Genomic DNA, 20,841 nt, shown 5'->3' with positions numbered 1-20,841 from the left:
TCATGGCGGGGTAATTATATTAGGGGTGGCTATGCTATAATAGTCTCTATGAACGCTGAGACTATCCGACAAAAATACCTCGATTTTTATCAACGCAATGGACATGCTGTGATTAAGCGCGCCCCGTTAATTCTCACCAATGATCCAACGACTCTATTCACCGGTGCGGGTATGCAGCCGATGATTCCTTATCTGCTTGGTGAGCCACACTCTGAGGGGAAGCGAATTGCCGATTCGCAGACGTGTTTACGGGCGCAGGATATTGATGACATTGGTGATAATCGTCACACGACGTTTTTTGAGATGCTCGGTAACTGGAGTTTGGGTGATTATTTCAAAAAAGAGCAGATCAATTGGATGTGGCAATTCTTGTCCGAAGAGGTTGGGCTGGATATGAATCGTGTTTACGTCACCTGTTACATCGGTGATGAGCGTTATAATATCCCGAAAGACACTGAGGCGGCGGAAATTTGGGCGGAACTATACGAAAAAGCAGGTTTGAGTAGCGGTCAAGCTGATATCGGCTCAGAAGAAACTGGTTATGCGCGCGGCATTAAACCAGGTGAGCGGATTTTTTACTATGATGGCAGCAAAAACTGGTGGAGTCGCAATGGCGGGCCGGAAACTACGCCAATTGGGGATCCATGCGGGCCGGATAGCGAGATGTTTTATGAGTTCACCTCGGTTGAGCACGATAAAAGTTTTGGCGAGCATTGCCATCCAAACTGTGACTGTGGACGCTTTATGGAGATTGGCAATAACGTCTTTATGGCCTACAAAAAGGTGGCCGATGGCGTGTTTGAATCGTTAGAAAAACCAAATATTGATCATGGTTCAGGTTTGGAGCGAATAGCGGCGGCGGCTAATAACGATCCTGATGTTTTCAAGATTAGCTTACTATGGCCAATTGTCGAGAAATTGCAGGATTTGAGCGGCAAAAACTACGCGTCACATACCGAAAGTATGCGTGTGATTGCCGATCACCTGAGGGCTGCTACTTTTATGGCGGTTGATGGCTGTGTGCCGAGTAATAAGGAGCAGGGCTACGTGATGCGCCGATTGTTGCGCCGGGCGATTCGCTACAGCTTTGATCTGGGAATTGAGCAGAATTTCCTCGAGGAGGTCGTGCCGGTAATCGCTGATTTATATGAAGCAGATTTTCCAGAAGTTAAGGAGAATCGCGAGCAAATTATCGTTGTGTTGGTTAAGGAAGAGAAGTCCTTCCGTCAGACACTGCGCAAAGGTCTGAGGCAAATGCAGCATTATATTGATGATGGTCTGACTGGCGAAGAGTTATTTACCTTGTATGACACTTTTGGTTTTCCAGTGGAGCTGAGTACTGAGGAGGCGTATAAGCAAGGCATCAAGCTTTCTGATAATTGGCGCGCTGAATTTGATGCTAAGATGGCTGAGCAGCGCCGACGCTCCAAGACAGCGCGCAAGGGGCAATTTAGCGGCGGCCTCGAAGGTCACGACCCGATTCATCTTAAGTATCATACGGCGACGCACTTGTTGGGTGCGGCGCTTCGCAAAGTCCTCAATGCGCCGGATTTGCAGCAGCACGGCAGTAATATTACTGCTGATCGTCTGCGCTTTGATTTTAATCATGATAAATTAACTTTGGAAGAAAAACAGGCGGTGGAAAAGCAGGTTAATGATTGGATTGATGCTGATTTGCCTGTTAAGTTTGCCGTCTATCCAACTGAAGAAGCACTAAAAATGGGCGCTATTGGTGCATTTGGCGAGCGCTATGGTGAAGAAGTTAAGGTTTATTCAATTGGCGAAGATGACAATATCATCAGCTTCGAAATCTGTGGCGGTCCGCACGTCGAGCACACGGGTGTTTTGGCCGAGGGTGGCAAGCGATTCAAAATCACCAAGGAAGAGTCCAGCTCGGCGGGAATTCGCCGTATTAAAGCTGTTTTGCGATAGATAGTTTATCTGCCGCCATTGCTTCGACATCTTCAATTATTTCTCTTTCAAGCTGGCGTATATCTTTAGGCGTAATATTGTAACTATACCCATCTACTGGGTCGTAGAAATGGCATGATAACGCTCCTTTGCCTAGTCTGTCTATAACTACAGATGAGTGCATAGTAGTCTCGACGCCGTCATACTCGTAAGGCGTGGATATTTTATAGAGTACTTTTACGGGTAATTTATTGAGTTCGACTATTTCGATCTTGCTTTTAGTGCCACCGATTCTATACAGCCTATCATCAATTCTTACTTTTCCATCGCCTGCAATATCATCCGTTACCTCATAAATCTCCGGGTTTTGATTATAGAATACAGAATCTGTGCGTACATTTTCTTTTGGAAATGAGGTTATGATGTCTGCTATAGACTGCAATAGTTGTCCATTTGAAAATGTCCCATCTTTTGAAGCTAACTCTCTTATCGGGTCTGCATCGACGTCAAATGGGCAAATACTGCAGAACCAATTTGCAATATTTTCTATTGATGTAATTCCGATATCCCATTTATTGTCTGCGCCTAGTTTTGTCTCGACTGTTCTGTCTTTTTGATGATACCGCAGGTAGGTCCCCAAAAGTGCTACGTCTCCTGCTAGTCTAATTTTGGCCTCCAGGTGTCCCTCTCTGTACCTACCGAAATCTAAGCCAATGACTTCTGTAGATGTCTCGCTTGGTTCAGTGTATCTTAGTAAATCAACTGCTGTACTGAATATAGTATTACTTGTGTCGGTAGAGAGCTGTTGCTCATGATTGGTTCTTGATAGAATATTGGACATGTCCCTATTATAACATTAAAAATAAAATACGTCAATCTGTTGCCTCAAAATCACAAGCGTTATATAATAATTGGTATATGGCATTGAAAGATATGTTAAAGAAGTCTGATAAAGATAATCGCGAGCTATTGGTTAGTTTGGACATCGGTACTGAGGTGGTTAAGGCGTTAATTGCTGAAGTCAAAGACGACGAGCTGAAGATTATTGGCGTTGGTCGTAAGCAGCAGGAAATGGGCGATATGCATACTGGCGCAATTGCTGATATTGCCGGAGTGGTAGCTAACTGTGAGGATGCCTTATCTGAGGCGGAAGATCAGGCTGGAGTTCAGGGCAAGCGAGTTGTTATTGGTATTGCTGGCGAGCTAGTTAAAGGTGTAACTAATACTATCCGCTATCGTCGTCCGCAGCCAAATAAACCGCTGGACGTCGCAGAAATGGAATTTATTATTGAGAAGGTGCAGGAGCGAGCTCAAGGTAAGGCTCAGGCTCAAATTGCCCTGGAGACTGGCAATGCCGATGTTGAAGTGAAGTTAGTTAATTCGGCGTTGGTGAGCATTCATATTGACGGCTATAAGGTTTCAAACCCAATTGGTTTTCAGGGTAGGGACGTGGCGGTGCAGATTTATACGGCATTTGCGCCGATGGTTCATATTGGGGCTCTGGAAAAGGTGGCCGATGAATTAGCTCTGGACTTGGTGGCGGTGGCAGCCGAGCCGTTCGCGGTGAGTCGTAGTGTTTTGGGCTCAGATACTGATAGTAATTTTACGGCTATCTTGGCGGATATTGGTGGTGGTACGACTGACATCGCAGTGGTCAATGACGGTGGTGTTGAGGGTACAAAAATGTTTGGTATTGGCGGACGGAGCTTCACCAGAACTATTGCCTCTGATTTGGATTTAAGCTTTAAGGATGCGGAAAAACTGAAGCTAAATATTGATCATGATAAGTTAAAGCTTACGGTAAAGAAAAAGGTTGACGCTGCGATTGATAAAACCTTGGAGGTCTGGCTATCTGGTGTTGAGTTAGCTCTTGGTGATTTTGATAATGTTGATTATTTGCCAAATAGGATTTTATTATGTGGTGGCGGTTCTAGCCTGAAGAAGATTACCGAAGCTCTCAAGGAGCGACAATGGCCAGAGGACTTACCTTTTACTAAAAAGCCTGTCGTTCAGTATATTAATCCAAGCGACGTAACAGGAATAGTCGATGAAACTGGTGATGCTAGCGACCATACATTTGTCACGGCTATGGGACTATTAAGAGTTGGCTATGATACAATTATCGGTGGCCAGGGCGGTAATAGTTTAGTTGAAAAAGTAAACAGGTTATTAAAGATTTAAGATGAACAAAGACGTTATTTATATCGATATAGAAGATGACATTACTACCATAATTGGTAAGATTAAAGCGTCAAAACAGCGGATAATTGCGCTGGTACCACCTAGGCGGACTGGTATTTTACAGAGTGCTGTTAATATAAGATTGTTGGCGCGAGCGGCAAAATTGGCTGATAAAACAATAGTGATTATTACAAATGATTCGGTTCTGGCTGGTTTGGCTGCCACGGCTAAAATCCCCGTAGCAAAAACGCTCCAGAGTAAACCAGAAATTGCGGAAATTCCCGCTCTAAAAGTTGATGATGAAAGTGATGTTATTGATGGTGGCAAGTTGGCTGTCGGTGATATGGCCGAGGCTGCAAAAAAGTCATCGTCAGATAATGACGCCGCAATAGACAGTACTATTGCTGCTGCAAACGATAGGGAGTCTAAAGGCCTAACTTCTCTAAAAAACATGGTTAAGAAGCCGAAAGTTCCTAATTTTAATGCATTTCGTAAAAAGTTTTTACTGATTGGTGGTGGAGTGCTTTTGTTTGGGGTGTTTTTAGTCTGGGCAATTTGGTTTGCGCCGCATGCTACAGTTGTTATTTCTGCAAAAACTACCAGCATGACGGTGAGTGATACGGTTAGTTTAAGCGAAAGTGCTGCTACGAACGCTAAATCTAATATCATCAAGTCAATTAAGAAGGAAATAGCTAAGGAAGTCAGTGTTGAATTTTCTGCTACAGGCAAGAAGAACGTTGGCGAAAAGGCGACCGGAGTGGTGGTTTTTAAGAATTCATCTTCAAGTAGTGTAACAATTGCAGCTGGTACGGTTTTAAAGAATAGTGGATTATCTTACACCTTAAATTCTTCCGTGAACGTTCCGGGCGCAACACTGGATTGGAGTTGCCCTGGTTATAAATGTGCAGGATCGGCCTCGGGAGCGATTACCGCTAGTGAGGGCGGAGCTCAGTATAATGCAGCCACTGGCAGTATGAGCATTCCGGTTGATGATATTTCCGCTTCCTTACGATCTGCTACCAGCGGTGGTACTGATAAAACGGCAACGGTCGTAACGGCTAGCGACATAGAAGCGGCAAAAAACAAGCTTAGCGAGAAGAAAATCGAAGGCCTGAAAGAGCAGCTGATTGCTTCATTTGGTAATTCTGTGAAGACAATTACGGAAAGCTATGCTGAAAATCGCTCAGATCCTAGCTCAAGTGTAGCGGTCGACGGAGAGGCCACTGGCGCAGTGACTCTAAAATCCACAATCACTGCAAATATGCTAGCGGTTGATAAGAATGAGTTGAAGAGTTTTATAGAGTCGAAGCTAAAGGACGAGATTTCTGGTAAAAAAGCCCAGAGAATTTACGATAACGGTGTTGAGAAGGTGGCATTTTCTCAATTTGCTAACGCTCGAAATGCCCAAACTGTTCGCTTGACTGCCAATGGTAAAGTCGGCCCTGATATTAAAGAGGAAAGCGTCAAGGACCAGGCTAAAGGTAAGAGCTACGGTGAAGTACAGTCGGCCATTGAGTCGATTAACGGAGTTGAGGACGTTGATGTTAAGTTTTCGCCATTTTGGGTTAAATCGGTACCAAAAGACATCAATAAGATAAATGTTGAATTTAAGATAAAAGATGTCAAGTAAGAACTTTCTGGCTCTAGACGTCGGTGAGCGACGGATTGGTTTGGCGATGGCAGACTCGCAAGTGAAAATTGCAGTGCCGTTTGGTTGGCTGGAAAATAGCGAAAAAATTATCCAAGAAATAACAGAGTTGGTGTTGCGACATGATATTGATGTAATTGTGGTGGGGTATCCGCGCAACCAGTCTGGTGAGCCAACTAAGCAGACAGAATTTGTGGAGGATTTTGTTAAGCAGTTTACTGACATTGAGCTGGATACGGAAATTGTTTTTCAGGATGAATCGCTAACAAGCGTGCAGGCTGAACAAAGATTAGGAAATAAAGTTAAGAATAGGGGTGAGATTGACGCAGAGGCTGCTAGTATAATTTTGCAGGATTTCTTGGAGGAAAAGTATGAAAATTCGTAAAAGACGTATCTGGCTATTGGCGCTATCAATTATTGTGGCAATTTTAGGATTGAGCGCTTTGGGTGCAACTATCTGGTATAAACAAATGATTTCGCCTTTTGATGTGCGCGCCCAGCAAACTGTAAGGATTAATATTAAAGAAGGCATGGGTTCTAGTGATATTGCTAAAATTCTGGAAGATCGGAAGGCTATCAAGAATTCATTAGCTTTTTCAATTTATACAAGACTCCATAATTCGGGGGGGAAATTTAAGGCAGGTGTTTATTCAGTAAAGCCATCTCAGTCTGTTAGTGAAATAGTTGGTCATTTAACAAGTGGTAAGTCCGATGAGGTTGCTATAACTTTTTATCCTGGTGCGTCTTTAGATAAAAAGATAAACAATTCTGATGGTAGAGAAGTCGAATCTGTATTATTGAAAGCTGGCTTCTCAAAAGAGCAGATAAAGAAGGCTTTTGCCGCTAAATATAGTAGCTCAATTTTTGCTGGTAAACCAGATAATGCCAGTCTTGAAGGTTATATTTATGGAGAAACGTTCTATATTTCTTTAGATGAAACTGTCGATCAGGTCTTAAAGCGGTCAATCAATCAGTTTGAAAAAATAGTGAAAAAGTACAATCTTGAAGAGAAGTTTAAATCTCGCGGTTTAACTCTGTATCAGGGCATTACGCTGGCGTCAATTATTCAGCGGGAGTCGATCGGCTGTGGTTCTGGGGCTGAGACTTGCGAGGATCAGCGAAAGATTGCTAGTGTTTTTTATAATCGTCTGAAGGCGAATATGGAACTGGGCTCGGATGTCACCTATCAATATATTGCTGATAAAAATGGCTTAGAGCGTTCGCCAAGCCTAAAATCGCCTTATAATACTCGCATTCAAAAAGGCTTGCCGCCTGGGCCTATTGCTACACCTAGCTTGAGCGCTCTAGATGCCGCAGCTAATCCGGCAGACTCTAGTTACCTTTACTTCCTGAGCGGTGATGACGACGTGACGTACTTTGCGAAGACAAACGAAGAGCATGAGGCTAATATTAAGGCACATTGTCAGAAAAAATGTCAGATTTCTTGACAAAATCACATCTTATAAAATTTATTGACTTTATTGTCAATGTTGTGTAAAATGGAATGTAGATCGTTTGTCTGATTTATCAATAAGGGTAAATTATGGTAAATGACCTACCAAAATTGTCGCTACGGATATAGCAAAACTAATGTAGAATATAATAATCAATTAGGTCGACAACATATCCTGTTCTATTGCGAGAAGAAAGACAATTGGGTAGAAGTATCAGTGGTAACATTGATACAAGGAGCACGATTATTCGTAACCATTTTATAACTCTTCGGTGTAAGAAACGTAATCTGCGATCATTCGTAGTTTACGGCGGAATATTTTTGTTAACTATATCATTTTTGGTTTACGGCAACAGTAGTAATAATGCGGTTGCTGAGAAGTCAAAAACTTTAGCATCAGCTGAAGCATCTAATGCGAGCACATCGACAGCATCTGGAGTTGTCAAAGCTAAAACCGTTTCGGTGGATAAGTTGGCGGCAGCTAGCGCTGTGACTAATTTGGCAGAGACGGCAGAGTTGCCTTCGGCTGGTGATTTGCGTGAATCAGAGACTTCATTAACGACTTAAGAAAAACCTTTCTCAGAATGACTCTGAGGTTATCACAAAACCTGATATTGTGAAGCCTGACACATCTGCTGCACGTGGCATTTCTTCATATGTGACTAAAGAGGGTGACAATATAGAGAAAATTGCAAAGAAGTTTAAGATTTCTCCACAGACGCTTCGTTGGGCAAATAATACTACCTCAGATGCTATTGAGCCTAATAAGACACTTATTGTTCCGCTGATTGATGGTGTTGTTTATACAGTTAAGGATGGTGATACGGCGCAATCTTTGGCTGATAAGTATAAGACTAGCGCTGAGAGGGTTGTTCTATATAACGATATTGATGACGGATCAAAATTAACTGCTGGTGCGCGTATTGTGATACCTGGAGGTGAGTTGCCGGAGGCTGAACGTCCAGGCTATGTAGCACCACGCGGTAGATTGTCGTATGGTAATAGTAGGTACGGTTCTTATGGACATGGATCATCGTCTACTACTAGTGCTAGCCGAAGCTGGCTGACCGCATCTGTTGGCAACCGATATGCTGCTGGTAACTGTACTTGGTATGCTTACGAACGTCGCTTGCAGCTGGGGCGTCCAATTGGTAGTTTCTGGGGTAACGCTAACACTTGGGATGACTAGTGCTCGTGCGGCTGGATTCTTAGTTAATAATACACCAGTGCCGGGTGCTATTATTCAGAACACTTGGGGCGGTTATGGTTACGGACATGTTGGTATCGTGGAGCGGGTAGATGGTCATAATATATATGTTTCAGATATGAACTATGCAGGTTACAATGTTATTTCTTCTCGTACCATATCTCTTGCCGAGGTTGGTCGCTATAAGTTTATTCATACACTAAAATTTTAATCATGACACCAATACGACACCCCGTCGACTGATGGGGTGTTTTCTGGTATAATTAGATCATGTTTGTTGATATCGCAAAAGTTTTTGTTCGAGCTGGCAGGGGCGGCAATGGCGCGGTCAGTTTTCGACATGAGAAATATGTTGACAAGGGTGGTCCTGATGGTGGCGACGGTGGACGTGGCGGTGATGTGGTGTTTTTGGCGACCAAAGACCTGAATACGCTGCTTAACTTTCGCTATAAGCCAGAGCTGAAAGCGGAAAATGGTGAGGACGGCAGTAAGCGTAAAAAGCGTGGCAAGAGCGGATCACCACTGGTCGTCAAAGTGCCGATAGGTACATTGGTCAAGCGTGACGGCAAGGTGGTGGCGGATTTGACAGTGGACCAGCAGCAGGCAGTCGTTGCCCGCGGCGGTGACGGTGGTTTTGGTAACGCACATTTTACGTCCAGCACCCGCCAAGCACCAAAGATTGCTGAACTTGGTGAGGCAGGTGAAGAATTTGAGGCGGAGTTGGAATTGAAATTATTGGCCGACGTCGGCTTGGTTGGCTTTCCTAATGCTGGTAAATCGACCTTCTTGAGCGTGGTTTCTAACGCCCGACCAGAGATCGCTAATTACGAGTTCACGACGTTGACGCCAAATCTGGGCGTGGCGGATGTTGATGATGGCTCAATTTTGATCGCTGATATTCCAGGGTTGATTGAGGGTGCGTCGGAAGGCAAGGGCTTGGGTGACCAGTTCCTTCGTCACGTTGAGCGGACGGCCGTGTTACTGCACATGATTGACGCGTATAGTGATGATCCAGCGGAGAAATACCAGACTATTCGCCGTGAGCTGGAAAAATATTCCGAGGAATTGGCGACGCGTCCAGAGATCATCGCTTTGACGAAATGTGAAGGGTTGGACGATGAAATTATAGCTATGCAGTCGACGGCACTTCAGAATGTAGCCAATGGTTCGCCAGTGGTGGCGATTTCCTCACAAACACATACTGGCGTAACCGAACTGCTACGCCTACTGCGTCGTGAGGTTGCGGACTATCGAGCACGTGAGGCAGAGATGGTTGAGGAAGAGGGCGATGAGTTGCCAGTCATTACTTTGGATGGGCAAGCAGCGTCTGACGCTTGGACGGTAGAGCGAGTTGTTGGTGCGGAGCCTGAAAATGTGGACGAGGAAGATGCGGTTAGTTTCATTATCCACGGGCCTAAAATTGAAAAGTTTGCTCGCCGCACTAACTTTGATCAATTTGAATCGGTCAATCGCCTGCGCGACATCATGCGAAAAATGGGCATCACTCACGAGCTAATTCGTCAGGGTGCAGTGGGTGAGACTGTGGTGCAGATTGGCGAATCGATGCCGTTTACGCTGGTTGAGCAGTAGGTTTGGGCGTCATCTCGTAGGTTTGCTATACTATAATCATGGCACAAACATTTTTCTTCTATGACCTCGAGACTAGTGGACTAAACCCGCGGCAAGACCGCATCATGCAGTTTGCTGGGCAGCGAACGGACATGGACCTTGAGCCAATTGGTGAGCCGTATAAACTACTGGTGACGCTGAATGATGATACCTTGCCGAGTCCTGATGCGCTGATGGTGACTGGTATCACGCCGCAAAAAACGGTCGAGGAAGGCTACAGTGAGGCACAGTTTGCACGGATGCTGAGTGAGGAGATTTTTACGCCTGATACCGTTGCGGTTGGTTTTAATAACATTCGGTTTGACGACGAATTTATTCGTCATTTGTTGTGGCGTAATTTTCATGATCCGTACGAGTGGAGCTGGAAAGACGGTCGCTCGCGTTGGGATTTGCTGGATGTGGTGCGATTGACGCGGGCGCTCAGACCGGAGGGAATTAATTGGTCGCTTGATGACTAAAGGTGAGCCAAGCAATCGTTTGGAATTAATCACTAGCGCCAACGGCATAGCACACGAGAATGCCCACGATGCCTTGGCGGATGTGACGGCACTGATTGCCGTGACGAAATTGATCAAGCAAAAACAGCCGCAGCTGTATAATTATTTGCTGAAAATGCGTGATAAAAAAGTAGTCCAACAGCTGGTTAACGTCGACGATAAAAAACCGTTTGTCTATGCCAGCGGGCGTTACGATAAAGAATTTGCCAAAACCACGGTGGCCTTTCCACTGACGACCAGTCGAAACGGCGGTGTGGTTGTCTATGACTTGCGCTATGATCCGACGCCGTTTGTTGAGCTGAGTACTGAAGAATTATCGAAGAAAATCTTTGCTTCGCGGGAAGAGCGGCAAGCTGAGAACTTCGTCAAATTGCCAGTCAAAGAGTTGCAGTACAATCGCTGTCCGGCGGTAGCGCCGCTGGGTGTGCTGGAACAAGGCGATGGCTGGCAGAAGATTTCGCTTGATCTAAAGACAGTGCAGAAACATCAAAATATTTTACTGAATCACCCGGACTTTGCCGAAAAATTACGGACTATTTTTGAAAACAAGCCAGCCTTCAAGAAATTGCCTGATCCAGAAGCGCAACTATATGACGGCTTTTTGAACGACCGTGACCGCTTGCAAATTGAGGCGATACGTAATGCTGATGAGCGTGAACTGGCTGATTTTCATCCAGAGTTCCAGGACGAACGGTTGGCGCCACTGCTGCTGCACTACAAAGCACGCAACTTTCCGCGTTCGCTCAGTGAAGACGATTTGGCTCAGTGGGAAGCGTGGCGGGCGCAGCACCTGCAGGCGCAACTGCCAGGGTTTATGACGGCTTTGCATCGTTTAGCGCCGACAGCAGCTGACGAGCAACAGTTTATCTTGCAGGAATTGCAATTGTGGGCGGAGTCTGTTTTACCTGTCATTGATTCTTAGTCTTTGGTTGTGATATTATGGTTATGTTATTTGAATTAATATTAACTTAACAGGAGGGTGACTAATGTCGTCTAGAAAGAAACGCAAAATATATGGAGGCATATCAATTTTCTTTGCTGTGTCTGCGGTCTCTTTGGCTGTGATGTTTGCGCCTTTCGCTAAGGCAGAGGCTGCATATAACTGGAAGGATATAACGATACCAGGCGGTAATATCAAAGAGTCCCGTATTAGCCCTGATGGTTCGAAATTAATTGTGCTGCAGGAGGGTACCACTTTTAATGATCGGAAACTTCTGGTTTCTACTGATGGCGGCGCAAACTGGAGCAGTAGCGCAGCGCCAGAAGGGGCAATTAACTTATTGACAAATACAGACGGCTCTAAATTGGTAGTAAAAGGCAAATATGGACAAAATAACATTCATGTATCCACTGATGGCGGTAACAGCTGGACAACTCCAGCTGCGCCAGTAGAAAGTGATGCAGGTCTACGCATGAGTCCTGACGGCTCTACTTTGACTAAGTGTGGGTATGGCGGACCTCTGTATGTCTCCACAGATAATGGTCAGACATGGGGGCAGAAGGGTAATGAGTGTCCTAATGCTGTGTTTAATAACGGTAAAATGATTTACATGGATCAGTATGATGACCTAGTAAAGCAATCAACTGACTATGGTGCAACCTGGGAGGTTATTAAAGATGGCGCTGCTGACGAAGCTTCCTTCAGTACTAATGGTAGCGGTATATTTAATGGCACTAAGCTTTCAGTAGATGGGGGGCGCAGCTGGAATTCTGTTTCTCCGATGCCAGGGCAGGCTAGTGATAATGGACCTGAGCATCTGGGCGTTAGCGATGATGGTAAGAGGTTATTTGCTACTTTTGAGCCAAGGGGATCATCTCCTACATGGAGGCCAGTAAACATATCGGTCGACGGCGGTAAAACTTGGCAAGATTGGGGTAATGATATTTTTGAGGGTGGCTCTATTTCAATGACTGCTGATGGTTCTAAGATCTTTGCAGCAGCAAATAATAACATCTATCGTTTAGGCACACTACAATTACCTCAGACTAAGACTTTTGACGTAAGCACAAAGCCCGCTCCGGCAAACACAGATAATGCAGTGGCTAAGTCTACTATTACGGCTAAATCGCTTCGTTGCTATGACATTGTCGCCTCATCAGTTAAGCCTCTGTCTGCTGACGGTATTACACCTACCGAGGCGCGAGTAAAGATTTTGGGAGGCTTATCATTCAATATTAATTGTACCCAAGTGTCGGCTTCGTCAGATATTACCGTGTCTCTTGCGAGCCAATATGATGTTTCGAAGGTGCGAGTTTATAAAAAGGACTCAGCTGCGGCTAATCTACAGGATATAACTAGCCAAGCTGTAATTAAAAATGAAACTATTGCCGGTAAGACAGTTACGACAGTGTCATATAAAGCGGTCGACGGTGCTAATAATGACGATGACCATACTGCAAACAGTGTCATTACTGACCCAGTTTATTTCGGCGTAGTGAATGATCCTGCATCTCCAGCTACTCCAGCGGGTGCAGTATCTAATCCAGCAGGCATCACTCCTAAGGGTGGTAAATCTGGAGGTCTTGCCAATACGGGAGCTTCTGTTTAGGTGATTGGCGGTTTAGCTATCGTAGTTATTGCCGGCGGAATAGTCTTAAAACGATATATTTAATTAATGACTAATTAAGTTAAAGACGGAGCGAGCTTTTGAGGTTCAATATTGGAGCCAGGCTCGCTCTTCTTTGTTTGGTAAAGAAGGTAAGTCGCCACTAGAGCAAGTTCGTTTTTTCGATCTGGCGTAAACTGACGAAATGTCCGATTTATGCGTCGTTGGGTGAGTTCGCTAGCGATGTCAATAGTTTTCCAAACTAGCGCCGATAACGACTTTCTGAGAATAATAGCTAGTGGTATGGTGGCCGCCCAAAAAATAACCATCGAAATTGCTGATAAGTGGATGTCGGTGAAGGGTATTTTGCCGATGAAAAAGAAGAAAAATAGTTGGTCAACCATAAACGGTGCGATTAATATCGCTCCAGATATCACAATTAAGTAAACGCCCAACTTTCTCATAAGTTTAACTGTAACAAATAAGATATTCACTTGCAATCATAAGCATAATATGTTTTAAATTAGATTTACATTAGCGCTTAGGCTGGAAAAATTAGTTAAAAACCTGTATAATATAGCGGTTATGGCAGAGGTGATTCGCGTCAAAGGCGCTCGTGAACATAATTTAAGGAACGTGGATATTGAGATTCCACGTGATAAATTAGTGGTAATTACAGGGCTGAGTGGATCGGGCAAATCTAGTTTGGCGTTTGATACAATTTACGCCGAGGGTCAGCGCCGTTATATGGAAAGCCTAAACTCTTACGCTCGTCAGTTTTTAGGGACCATGGACAAGCCTGATGTTGATTCAATTGAAGGGCTAAGCCCAGCTATTTCGATTGACCAGAAATCAACTAGCCGCAACCCGCGCTCCACAGTGGCGACGGTGACAGAAATTTATGACTATTTGCGGCTATTGTTTGCCAGAATTGGCGTACCGCATTGTCCAGTTTGTGGCAATGAAGTGACACGGCGCACGGCTGAGACGATTATTGATGAGATTTTACGGCAATTTGTTGATAAGCGAATTTTACTATTGGCGCCAATTGTCAAAAATAAAAAGGGTGAGTTTGCGCATATTCCAGAGCAATATCAGCGGCTTGGTTATGCCAGAGTGCGCGTTGATGGCGTAGTGTATGCGCTAGATGAGTTTCCGGAATTGCAAAAAAGTTACAAGCATAATATTGAGTTGGTGGTTGATCGATTAGCTCTGAGCGGTGAGATGCGTTCACGTTTGAGTCAGAGCGTCGAGCAAGCGCTAGAACTTGGGCAAGGAGTCCTCGAGGTTTTAGAGGCTGATAGTGGTGATATAAAAACCTTTTCGCAACGATATGCTTGTGTTGACCATCCTGACGTCGAGATTCCAGAGTTAGAGCCAAGGTTGTTCAGTTTTAACGCTCCGCAGGGTGCTTGTCCAACGTGTACTGGTCTGGGGTCGAGGCTAGAGATTGACCCGGAATTGGTTTTTAATAATAATTTGACAATTTCTGAGGGTGCGATTCGGCCGTATAATCGTATGAACTCTGATGCTTGGAATATGAAGCGGCTGGCGTCTGTGGGCAAGGTTCATGATTTTAGCTTGCGAGTACCGGTGGGCAAATTACCTGATGATGTTAAGCAGAAAATTCTATACGGTACTGGCGATCAGAAATATCGTGTTGAGCTGGGTGGTGGGCGACACTACGAAACGACGTATGAGGGGGTTATTCCTAATTTGGAACGGCGCTGGCGAGAGACCGATAGTGATTTTGTGCGGCGGGATATTGAGCGGTTTATGCGAGAGCGGGATTGTTATGTGTGTAAGGGTGCGCGCTTAAAGCCAGCGGTTTTGGCGGTCACGGTCCATGATTTGAATATTGTCGATGTGTGCGATTTGAGCGTCGATGATGCATTGGATTTGTTTGATAAGTTGAATCTAACTGAGCAAGAGATGTCCATTGCGCGGCTTATTTTAAAGGAGATTAAGTCGCGCTTGACGTTTATGAGTAATGTTGGATTGAACTATTTGGAGCTAAGTCGGGCGGCTAATACGTTAAGCGGTGGCGAGGCGCAGCGAATTAGGCTAGCGACGCAGATTGGGGCTGGGCTACAGGGCGTGCTTTACGTGCTTGATGAGCCGTCAATTGGCTTGCATCAACGTGACAATGACAAATTGATTGACATGCTAAAACGTCTTCGCGATTTAGGTAATTCTGTGCTAGTAGTTGAGCATGACGAAGACACCATTCGGCAAAGTGATTTTCTGGTTGATATGGGACCGGGCGCTGGCGTGAACGGTGGTCGAGTAGTGGCAACGGGTGCACCTGATGTTGTGGCAAAAAATCAAGATAGCATCACAGGACGTTATTTATCGGGTGCAGAAAAAATTGCCGTACCAAAAAAGCGTCGTAAGATTATGAAGGATAGGCAATTGGTTGTTCGGGGTGCTCGCGAAAATAATCTGAAGAATATCGATGTGGCGTTTCCGCTGGGGCTAATGACAGTGGTGTCCGGAGTTTCGGGTAGCGGTAAATCGACACTAGTTAACGATATTGTAGCTCGTGAGCTCGCGGCGCGACTTAATAGGTCAACTACGGCGCCTGGTCTACATAAAACAATTGATGGTGTTAACCTGCTGGATAAAGCTATCGTCATCGACCAGTCACCAATTGGACGTACTCCGCGCTCTAATCCAGCAACCTACACTGGCATTTTTACGCCAATTCGTGAGCTATTTGCTAGCACGCCTGAGGCTAATGTTCGCGGCTATAAAGCTGGGCGGTTCAGTTTTAATGTCAAGGGCGGTCGCTGTGAAAATTGCCAGGGTGATGGTGTGATAAAAATTGAAATGCACTTTTTACCGGATGTTTATGTTCAGTGTGACGAATGTCATGGCAAACGCTATAACCGTGAGGCGTTGGAGATTAAATATAAAGATAAGACAATTGCTGACGTATTAGATATGACGATTGACCAGGCTGCGAGCTTTTTTGACAGCGTGCCTAATATTGCTCGGAAATTACAGACGTTAGTGGAAGTTGGTCTGGGCTATATTAAGCTCGGTCAGCCGGCAACTACTTTTTCTGGTGGTGAGGCGCAGCGGATTAAACTGGCGACAGAACTTTCTAAGCGATCCACTGGAAAAACTATGTATATTCTGGACGAGCCAACAACCGGGCTTCACTCGGCTGACGTTAAGCGATTGCTGGGGATTTTGCAGCAGCTGGTTGACGGCGGTAATAGTATGATTATTATTGAGCATAATCTGGATGTCATCAAGTCGGCTGACTGGGTGATTGATATGGGGCCTGAAGGTGGAATTGGTGGCGGTACGGTGGTGGCTAGCGGCACTCCGGAAGATATCACTAAAATACCAGAGTCCTTTACTGGTAGGTATCTTAAGAAAATGCTTTAGGTTTATCTCTTACGTTTAGTTTTTGTAAGTAGTATCAGTAGTTGTTTGCGCAGTAGAGCGCGAGTGTTTGGCTGTTTAAGAGCGTGGATAAGCATTGGCAGGACTGACAAGAAGATGATGAGGATTGCGGCGACTTCGATGTTAACACCAGCTTTGGTGAGGAATTCGCCGGCATAAAAACCTAGATAGACAAATAGCGATGACCATAGAAAACCTCCCACAATATTAAAGGATAGGAAAGTTTTATAATGCATTTTACTGGCGCCGGCAACAATTGGTGCAAAAGTTCTCACAATCGGCACGAATCTAGCCAGAACAATTGTCACCGAGCCATGCTTATCGTAAAATTTTTCGGTTTGCTCTAAATACTTTTTCTTGAAAAAGCGAGAGTTTTCTTTCTCGAATAATTTTCTCCCAACTTTATGACCGAAACTATAGCCAACACTGTCTCCTAGTACTGCTGCGATAAAAATTAAAAGTGCAAAAACATGAATATCAATATGTAGAATATTTTGTTGCACCATATATCCAGAAGTGAAAAGCAAACTGTCGCCCGGTAATACAAATCCAATCAACAGTCCAGACTCTGCAAAAACTACTAATAAAATTGCTATTACACCAAAGCTTGTAATCAAGTGAATGAAAGATTCCATACGTCAATTATAGCATAATCATAATGCGATAAATTTGCCTACTCTTCAATGAATCCGCCGGACTGTCGTGCCCACAGCTTGGCATAAACGCCATGTTTTTTGGCAAGCAGCTGCTCGTGTGAACCGTCTTCAACGATGTGCCCGTTTTCTAAGACAATTATACGATCCAGCTTGGCAATGGTTGATAAGCGATGAGCGATGACAATTGAAGTTCGGCCCTTCATTAAAGTTTCCAGCGACTTTTGGATTAGTGCTTCTGATTCTGAGTCTAATGCTGAGGTCGCCTCGTCAAGTACCAAAATTGGTGCATCTTTTAGTAATGCTCGGGCGATGGCGATGCGCTGACGCTGTCCACCTGAAAGTTTCACGCCGCGTTCGCCGACTAGCGTGTCAAAACCGTCTTGCAGCTTGATGATGAAATCATAGGCGCCAGCTTTTTTAGCAGCACGTTCAATTTCAGTATCAGTTGCGTCAGGTCGGCCGTAAGCGATATTTTCACGCACCGAACGGTGAAATAGTAGTGGCTCTTGTGGCACGTAGGCGATTTGTTCGCGCAGGCTTGCCTGAGTAACTTCGGCGATGTTTTGCGCATCAATGGCAATCTCTCCTGAGTCAATATCGGCAAACCGTAACAATAATTTGGTGAGGGTAGTTTTGCCAGACCCGCTTGATCCGACTAAGCCAATTTTTTCACCTGGCTGAATATTGAGCGAGAAATCATGAAACAAGGTATCGCCTTGGCCTTCGTCGTGCGTAAAGGTCACATTGTGCATGACAATGCCGCCGCGTTTAATTTTTAGTTTTTTGTCGCTGCGGTCAACTAGCGTCGTTGGTGCTTTAAGAATTTCTACCATCTCGTGGGCGTCACCAATGATACGGTTATAGCTACGCATAATGCCGTTCATGTTCCATAGTTCGTGGGCGACACTACTGGTATAAGTGATGATAAGGTAGACTGCGGCTACTGAAACTAGGTTATGCTGAGCGGCATATACCGCAAAGGCAATTGCTCCTATTTTAATTGACATGTTAATAGTTGAGTAGACAGTGCTGACTTTTAGAAATCCATGCATTGTATCAAGGCTGGCGCTGCGCCATGAGTTAACAGTTTTTTTGAAATGCTGCTGTTCTGTCGTTTCAGCACCAGATGACTTTACGGCCAAAACATTTGAAAGCACATCCGCCAATTGTCCGCTTAACTTATTGCTAGCTTTAGCCTCCTTCTTGTTCAATCTAGCCATTGGCTTAGATCCGTAATAGACGACAACACTAAAGACAATCGAGAGAATTAGTAGGAATAATGCGTATTGCCAGAGTAGAGTAGATAGGACGATGATTGAGCCAATCAGGGAAATAACTAGGGGCAAAATTGACCAAATAATGGTATCCCAAAAACGCTCGGTAGCGCCGCTTAATTTGTTGGTTTGACTGACTAGTGAACCACTGAATTTGCTGGAGTGGAAAAACATAGTTTGATTAGTTAATTTGCTAAAACATCGTACATATAAATCTCGCTGCATGGCGGTTTCAAATGTCCAGGCAAGGTATAAGACTAAACGCCAGCCGATGACGCTTGACCATAATTGACTGACGCCGTATAGGCCAATTAACATCCATAAATTATTAGAATCGTGTAGCTGGTTATGTTGGATAATGCTTAATAGTTGGGCAATAATCAACGGACCAACAAAAATAGTAACGGCAAGTGTGACGATTGCAAAAAATATCGTTAAGTTTCGACGGTGTTTATAAGGTGATGATGCTTGCCAAAATAAACTTAATATTTCTTTGTTATTTAATTTATTTTTCAAATTGGCTCCTTTCTATGAAGAGACATTTATGAGCTTGGTTGTTTATTGGCGGATACTTGGTCGCTAACGAATAACTCTTTCGTGAACAACCATGTCACAGCAGCTCGTTGATTTACTATAAATGAATGAAACTTGATTAGAGGAACTCATTTGAGTTCATAGACTTGGGTTATTATATTGAATTAGCTATCTTAAGTCAATTGTTGCTATAGAACACTTGTTTATTTATTGTAAATAATTTACAATAGTAACATGACGCAAGTAGTTAGGCGCTTAACAAAATACACGAACGACGTGCTGGTGATGTTAAAAAATAAACATCATGCGACAAATTCGGAGATTGCTCAGGTGTTGCGAGATACTTACCCTGATGTTAGTAACACGACAGTGCACCGCGTTACTCAACGTCTACATGGAGATGGGCTGATTGGCTTGGCTCCGCCGACAAAGCGAGGCTGTCTGCGTTATGATGCTTGCGTAGATCCACACGATCATTTTTTGTGCGATAATTGTGATAATTTGCGAGATATCATAATTGCAGAAGAAGTGAAAAAGCAAATTGCATGTGAAATGGATGATTGTTATTTTGATGGACCGTTAGTAATAATGGGGACGTGTAAAAAATGCCAGAAAAGGAGGAAATAATGGCGTTATATGAGATTACAACAAAACAAGAATTTGAAGAGAAAGTACTAAAAAGCAATAAGCCGGTGCTGGTTGATTTTTGGGCGCCATGGTGTCCACCATGTCGAGCGATGGCGCCAATCTTGCATCAAATTGCTGAAGAGACTGAGTTTGATGTTGTCAAAGTCGATACTGAAGCCAGCCAGGAGAATGCGCAGTTGGCTATGGATTATCGTGTGCAGGGTATTCCGAATATGAAGGTTTTTGTTGGCGGTGAAATTGTTGAGGAGATGATTGGCATGAAACCGAAGCAAACGCTGATCGATGCTTTAGAGAAAGCCACAAAGTAGAAATTAAGTCAAAAGGAGGATTTTTATGAAGGGTTTTAATGGAAATATCGAAGAGTTGACGGTGCAGAATAATAATTTTCGCCAAGTGCTTTATACAGCGAAGCATTGTCAATTGGTGTTGATGAATCTGCCAGTTGGCGGTGAAATTGGCTCAGAGATTCATGAGGAGAATGATCAATTCTTCCGATTTGAGGCAGGTCAGGGTAAGGTCTTGATTGATGGCAATGAGTATGCCGTGTCTGATGGCAGTGCTATTATCGTGCCAGCAGGTGCTGAGCATAATGTAATAAATACTGGCGAAGAGCCACTTAAGCTCTACACGATTTATAGCCCAGCACATCACAAAGATGGCATTGTTCGGGCGACACGTGAAGAAGCGGAAGCCAACGAAGAAGACTTTGATGGCGTGACGACAGAATAAGTTATCGTTAAAATAAAAAACTCTACCAAACTGGTGGATTTTATGGATTGTAAAGAATCAGTCATTAGTAAAATATTTGGTATATTTGGGCGGGCAGTTTTTCGTGGAATTGCCTGCGTAATGTCGCTGGTGTTTAAGTTTGGACCGAAAAAAGATCGTGTGCGGGTGATTATTTATCGTGATGACGGCGATATTTTGCTGGTCAAGAATCGCTTTAGTCGTCAAAAGTGGTCTTTGCCGGGCGGTGGCGTGAATCGTAATGAGAGTTATGAGCAAGCTGCGGCCAGGGAAGTCCTGGAAGAGGTTGGATTAAAGATAGATAATCTGCGATATCTTGGAAAAACTAATTCCCATGAATCTTACGCCAAATTTTCAGTTCGAGTTTTTGCGGCACACACGTCTGATGATGACATAAAATGCAACTTTGAAATAATGGAGACTCGATGGCTTAATAGAGAGTATATTCCTAGAGAATATCACGCTCTGTATGCTGGTGAGCATCAGTAGATATTTC

Annotated in this window: 21 protein-coding genes; 18 read left to right on the top strand and 3 right to left on the bottom strand. The window is 44.2% G+C overall.

All coding sequences use genetic code 11. From position 1 onward, the window contains the following. Positions 1–48: 48 nt before the first annotated feature. On the top strand, positions 49–1,932 hold the full coding sequence (locus TM074_RS02800) for an alanine--tRNA ligase (protein WP_369000190.1): 1,884 nt from the start codon (positions 49–51) through the stop codon (positions 1,930–1,932). Here the strand turns inward: TM074_RS02800 and TM074_RS02795 are convergent. Further along, positions 1,913–2,752, bottom strand: a complete 840-nt coding sequence (locus TM074_RS02795) for a hypothetical protein (RefSeq protein WP_369000189.1) — start codon at positions 2,750–2,752, stop codon at positions 1,913–1,915. The genes TM074_RS02800 and TM074_RS02795 overlap by 20 nt on opposite strands. Before the next feature lie 77 nt (positions 2,753–2,829). Here TM074_RS02795 and TM074_RS02790 point away from each other — a divergent pair, with 77 nt between their 5' ends. The 13 genes from TM074_RS02790 (at position 2,830) to uvrA (ending at position 16,468) form a co-directional block, all read left to right on the top strand. After that, positions 2,830–4,092: a cell division FtsA domain-containing protein gene (locus tag TM074_RS02790; RefSeq protein ID WP_369000188.1), complete on the top strand. Its 1,263-nt coding sequence runs from the start codon at positions 2,830–2,832 to the stop codon at positions 4,090–4,092. Position 4,093: 1 nt separating this feature from the next. Then, a complete protein-coding gene (locus tag TM074_RS02785; protein WP_369000187.1) occupies positions 4,094–5,722 on the top strand; it encodes a hypothetical protein in 1,629 nt (542 codons plus the stop codon). After that, the gene (gene ruvX / locus TM074_RS02780) at positions 5,712–6,125 is read left to right on the top strand and encodes a Holliday junction resolvase RuvX (RefSeq protein ID WP_369000186.1); all 414 of its coding nucleotides are present in this window, start codon (positions 5,712–5,714) and stop codon (positions 6,123–6,125) included. The genes TM074_RS02785 and ruvX overlap by 11 nt, the downstream gene beginning before the upstream one ends. Further along, positions 6,112–7,188, top strand: coding sequence for an endolytic transglycosylase MltG (gene mltG, locus TM074_RS02775; protein WP_369000185.1), 1,077 nt, complete (start codon positions 6,112–6,114; stop codon positions 7,186–7,188). Before ruvX ends, mltG begins: the two co-directional genes overlap by 14 nt. Before the next feature lie 326 nt (positions 7,189–7,514). Continuing rightward, entirely contained in the window at positions 7,515–7,760 is a 246-nt protein-coding gene (locus tag TM074_RS02770; protein WP_369000184.1) for a hypothetical protein, read from the top strand. A 49-nt stretch (positions 7,761–7,809) separates the two neighbouring features. Continuing rightward, a complete protein-coding gene (locus tag TM074_RS02765) occupies positions 7,810–8,382 on the top strand; it encodes a LysM peptidoglycan-binding domain-containing protein (RefSeq protein WP_369000183.1) in 573 nt (190 codons plus the stop codon). Continuing rightward, positions 8,375–8,611: a CHAP domain-containing protein gene (locus tag TM074_RS02760; protein WP_369000182.1), complete on the top strand. Its 237-nt coding sequence runs from the start codon at positions 8,375–8,377 to the stop codon at positions 8,609–8,611. Before TM074_RS02765 ends, TM074_RS02760 begins: the two co-directional genes overlap by 8 nt. Positions 8,612–8,670: 59 nt before the next feature. Beyond that, entirely contained in the window at positions 8,671–9,990 is a 1,320-nt protein-coding gene (gene obgE / locus TM074_RS02755) for a GTPase ObgE (protein ID WP_369000181.1), read from the top strand. A gap of 38 nt (positions 9,991–10,028) precedes the next feature. Continuing rightward, positions 10,029–10,487 carry an exonuclease domain-containing protein gene (locus tag TM074_RS02750; RefSeq protein ID WP_369000180.1) on the top strand — a complete coding sequence of 153 codons (459 nt, stop codon included), beginning with the start codon at positions 10,029–10,031 and terminating at the stop codon, positions 10,485–10,487. Beyond that, the gene (gene sbcB, locus TM074_RS02745) at positions 10,480–11,448 is read left to right on the top strand and encodes an exodeoxyribonuclease I (protein ID WP_369000179.1); all 969 of its coding nucleotides are present in this window, start codon (positions 10,480–10,482) and stop codon (positions 11,446–11,448) included. The genes TM074_RS02750 and sbcB overlap by 8 nt, the downstream gene beginning before the upstream one ends. 64 nt (positions 11,449–11,512) lie before the next feature. Next, on the top strand, positions 11,513–13,075 hold the full coding sequence (locus tag TM074_RS02740; RefSeq protein WP_369000178.1) for a WD40/YVTN/BNR-like repeat-containing protein: 1,563 nt from the start codon (positions 11,513–11,515) through the stop codon (positions 13,073–13,075). 213 nt (positions 13,076–13,288) lie between these two features. Next, entirely contained in the window at positions 13,289–13,519 is a 231-nt protein-coding gene (locus TM074_RS02735; protein WP_369000177.1) for a hypothetical protein, read from the top strand. A 138-nt stretch (positions 13,520–13,657) separates the two neighbouring features. Beyond that, positions 13,658–16,468 carry an excinuclease ABC subunit UvrA gene (uvrA, locus tag TM074_RS02730; protein ID WP_369000176.1) on the top strand — a complete coding sequence of 937 codons (2,811 nt, stop codon included), beginning with the start codon at positions 13,658–13,660 and terminating at the stop codon, positions 16,466–16,468. A 2-nt stretch (positions 16,469–16,470) separates the two neighbouring features. On the opposite strand, the gene TM074_RS02725 is transcribed toward uvrA, so the two are convergent. Further along, positions 16,471–17,121 (bottom strand): DedA family protein, encoded by a 651-nt coding sequence (locus tag TM074_RS02725; protein WP_369000175.1) that lies wholly within the window; start codon positions 17,119–17,121, stop codon positions 16,471–16,473. A 38-nt stretch (positions 17,122–17,159) separates the two neighbouring features. Further along, complete coding sequence (locus TM074_RS02720) at positions 17,160–18,932, bottom strand: ABC transporter ATP-binding protein (RefSeq protein WP_369000174.1); 1,773 nt, start codon at positions 18,930–18,932, stop codon at positions 17,160–17,162. A gap of 252 nt (positions 18,933–19,184) precedes the next feature. On the opposite strand from TM074_RS02720, the gene TM074_RS02715 reads away from it, so the two are divergent. The 4 genes from TM074_RS02715 to TM074_RS02700 are packed head-to-tail and all read left to right on the top strand — an operon-like array spanning position 19,185 to position 20,834. After that, on the top strand, positions 19,185–19,577 hold the full coding sequence (locus TM074_RS02715) for a Fur family transcriptional regulator (protein ID WP_369000173.1): 393 nt from the start codon (positions 19,185–19,187) through the stop codon (positions 19,575–19,577). Beyond that, the gene (gene trxA, locus TM074_RS02710) at positions 19,577–19,906 is read left to right on the top strand and encodes a thioredoxin (protein ID WP_369000172.1); all 330 of its coding nucleotides are present in this window, start codon (positions 19,577–19,579) and stop codon (positions 19,904–19,906) included. The genes TM074_RS02715 and trxA overlap by 1 nt, the downstream gene beginning before the upstream one ends. A 25-nt stretch (positions 19,907–19,931) precedes the next feature. Further along, positions 19,932–20,327 carry a cupin domain-containing protein gene (locus TM074_RS02705; protein WP_369000171.1) on the top strand — a complete coding sequence of 132 codons (396 nt, stop codon included), beginning with the start codon at positions 19,932–19,934 and terminating at the stop codon, positions 20,325–20,327. Positions 20,328–20,369: 42 nt separating this feature from the next. After that, positions 20,370–20,834 carry an NUDIX hydrolase gene (locus TM074_RS02700; protein ID WP_369000170.1) on the top strand — a complete coding sequence of 155 codons (465 nt, stop codon included), beginning with the start codon at positions 20,370–20,372 and terminating at the stop codon, positions 20,832–20,834. Positions 20,835–20,841 lie beyond the last annotated feature (7 nt).

This window comes from Candidatus Nanosynbacter sp. TM7-074 (assembly GCF_041006295.1).
Lineage (GTDB): Bacteria > Patescibacteriota > Saccharimonadia > Saccharimonadales > Saccharimonadaceae > Nanosynbacter.
This window is presented reverse-complemented; position numbering and strand designations above follow the sequence as displayed.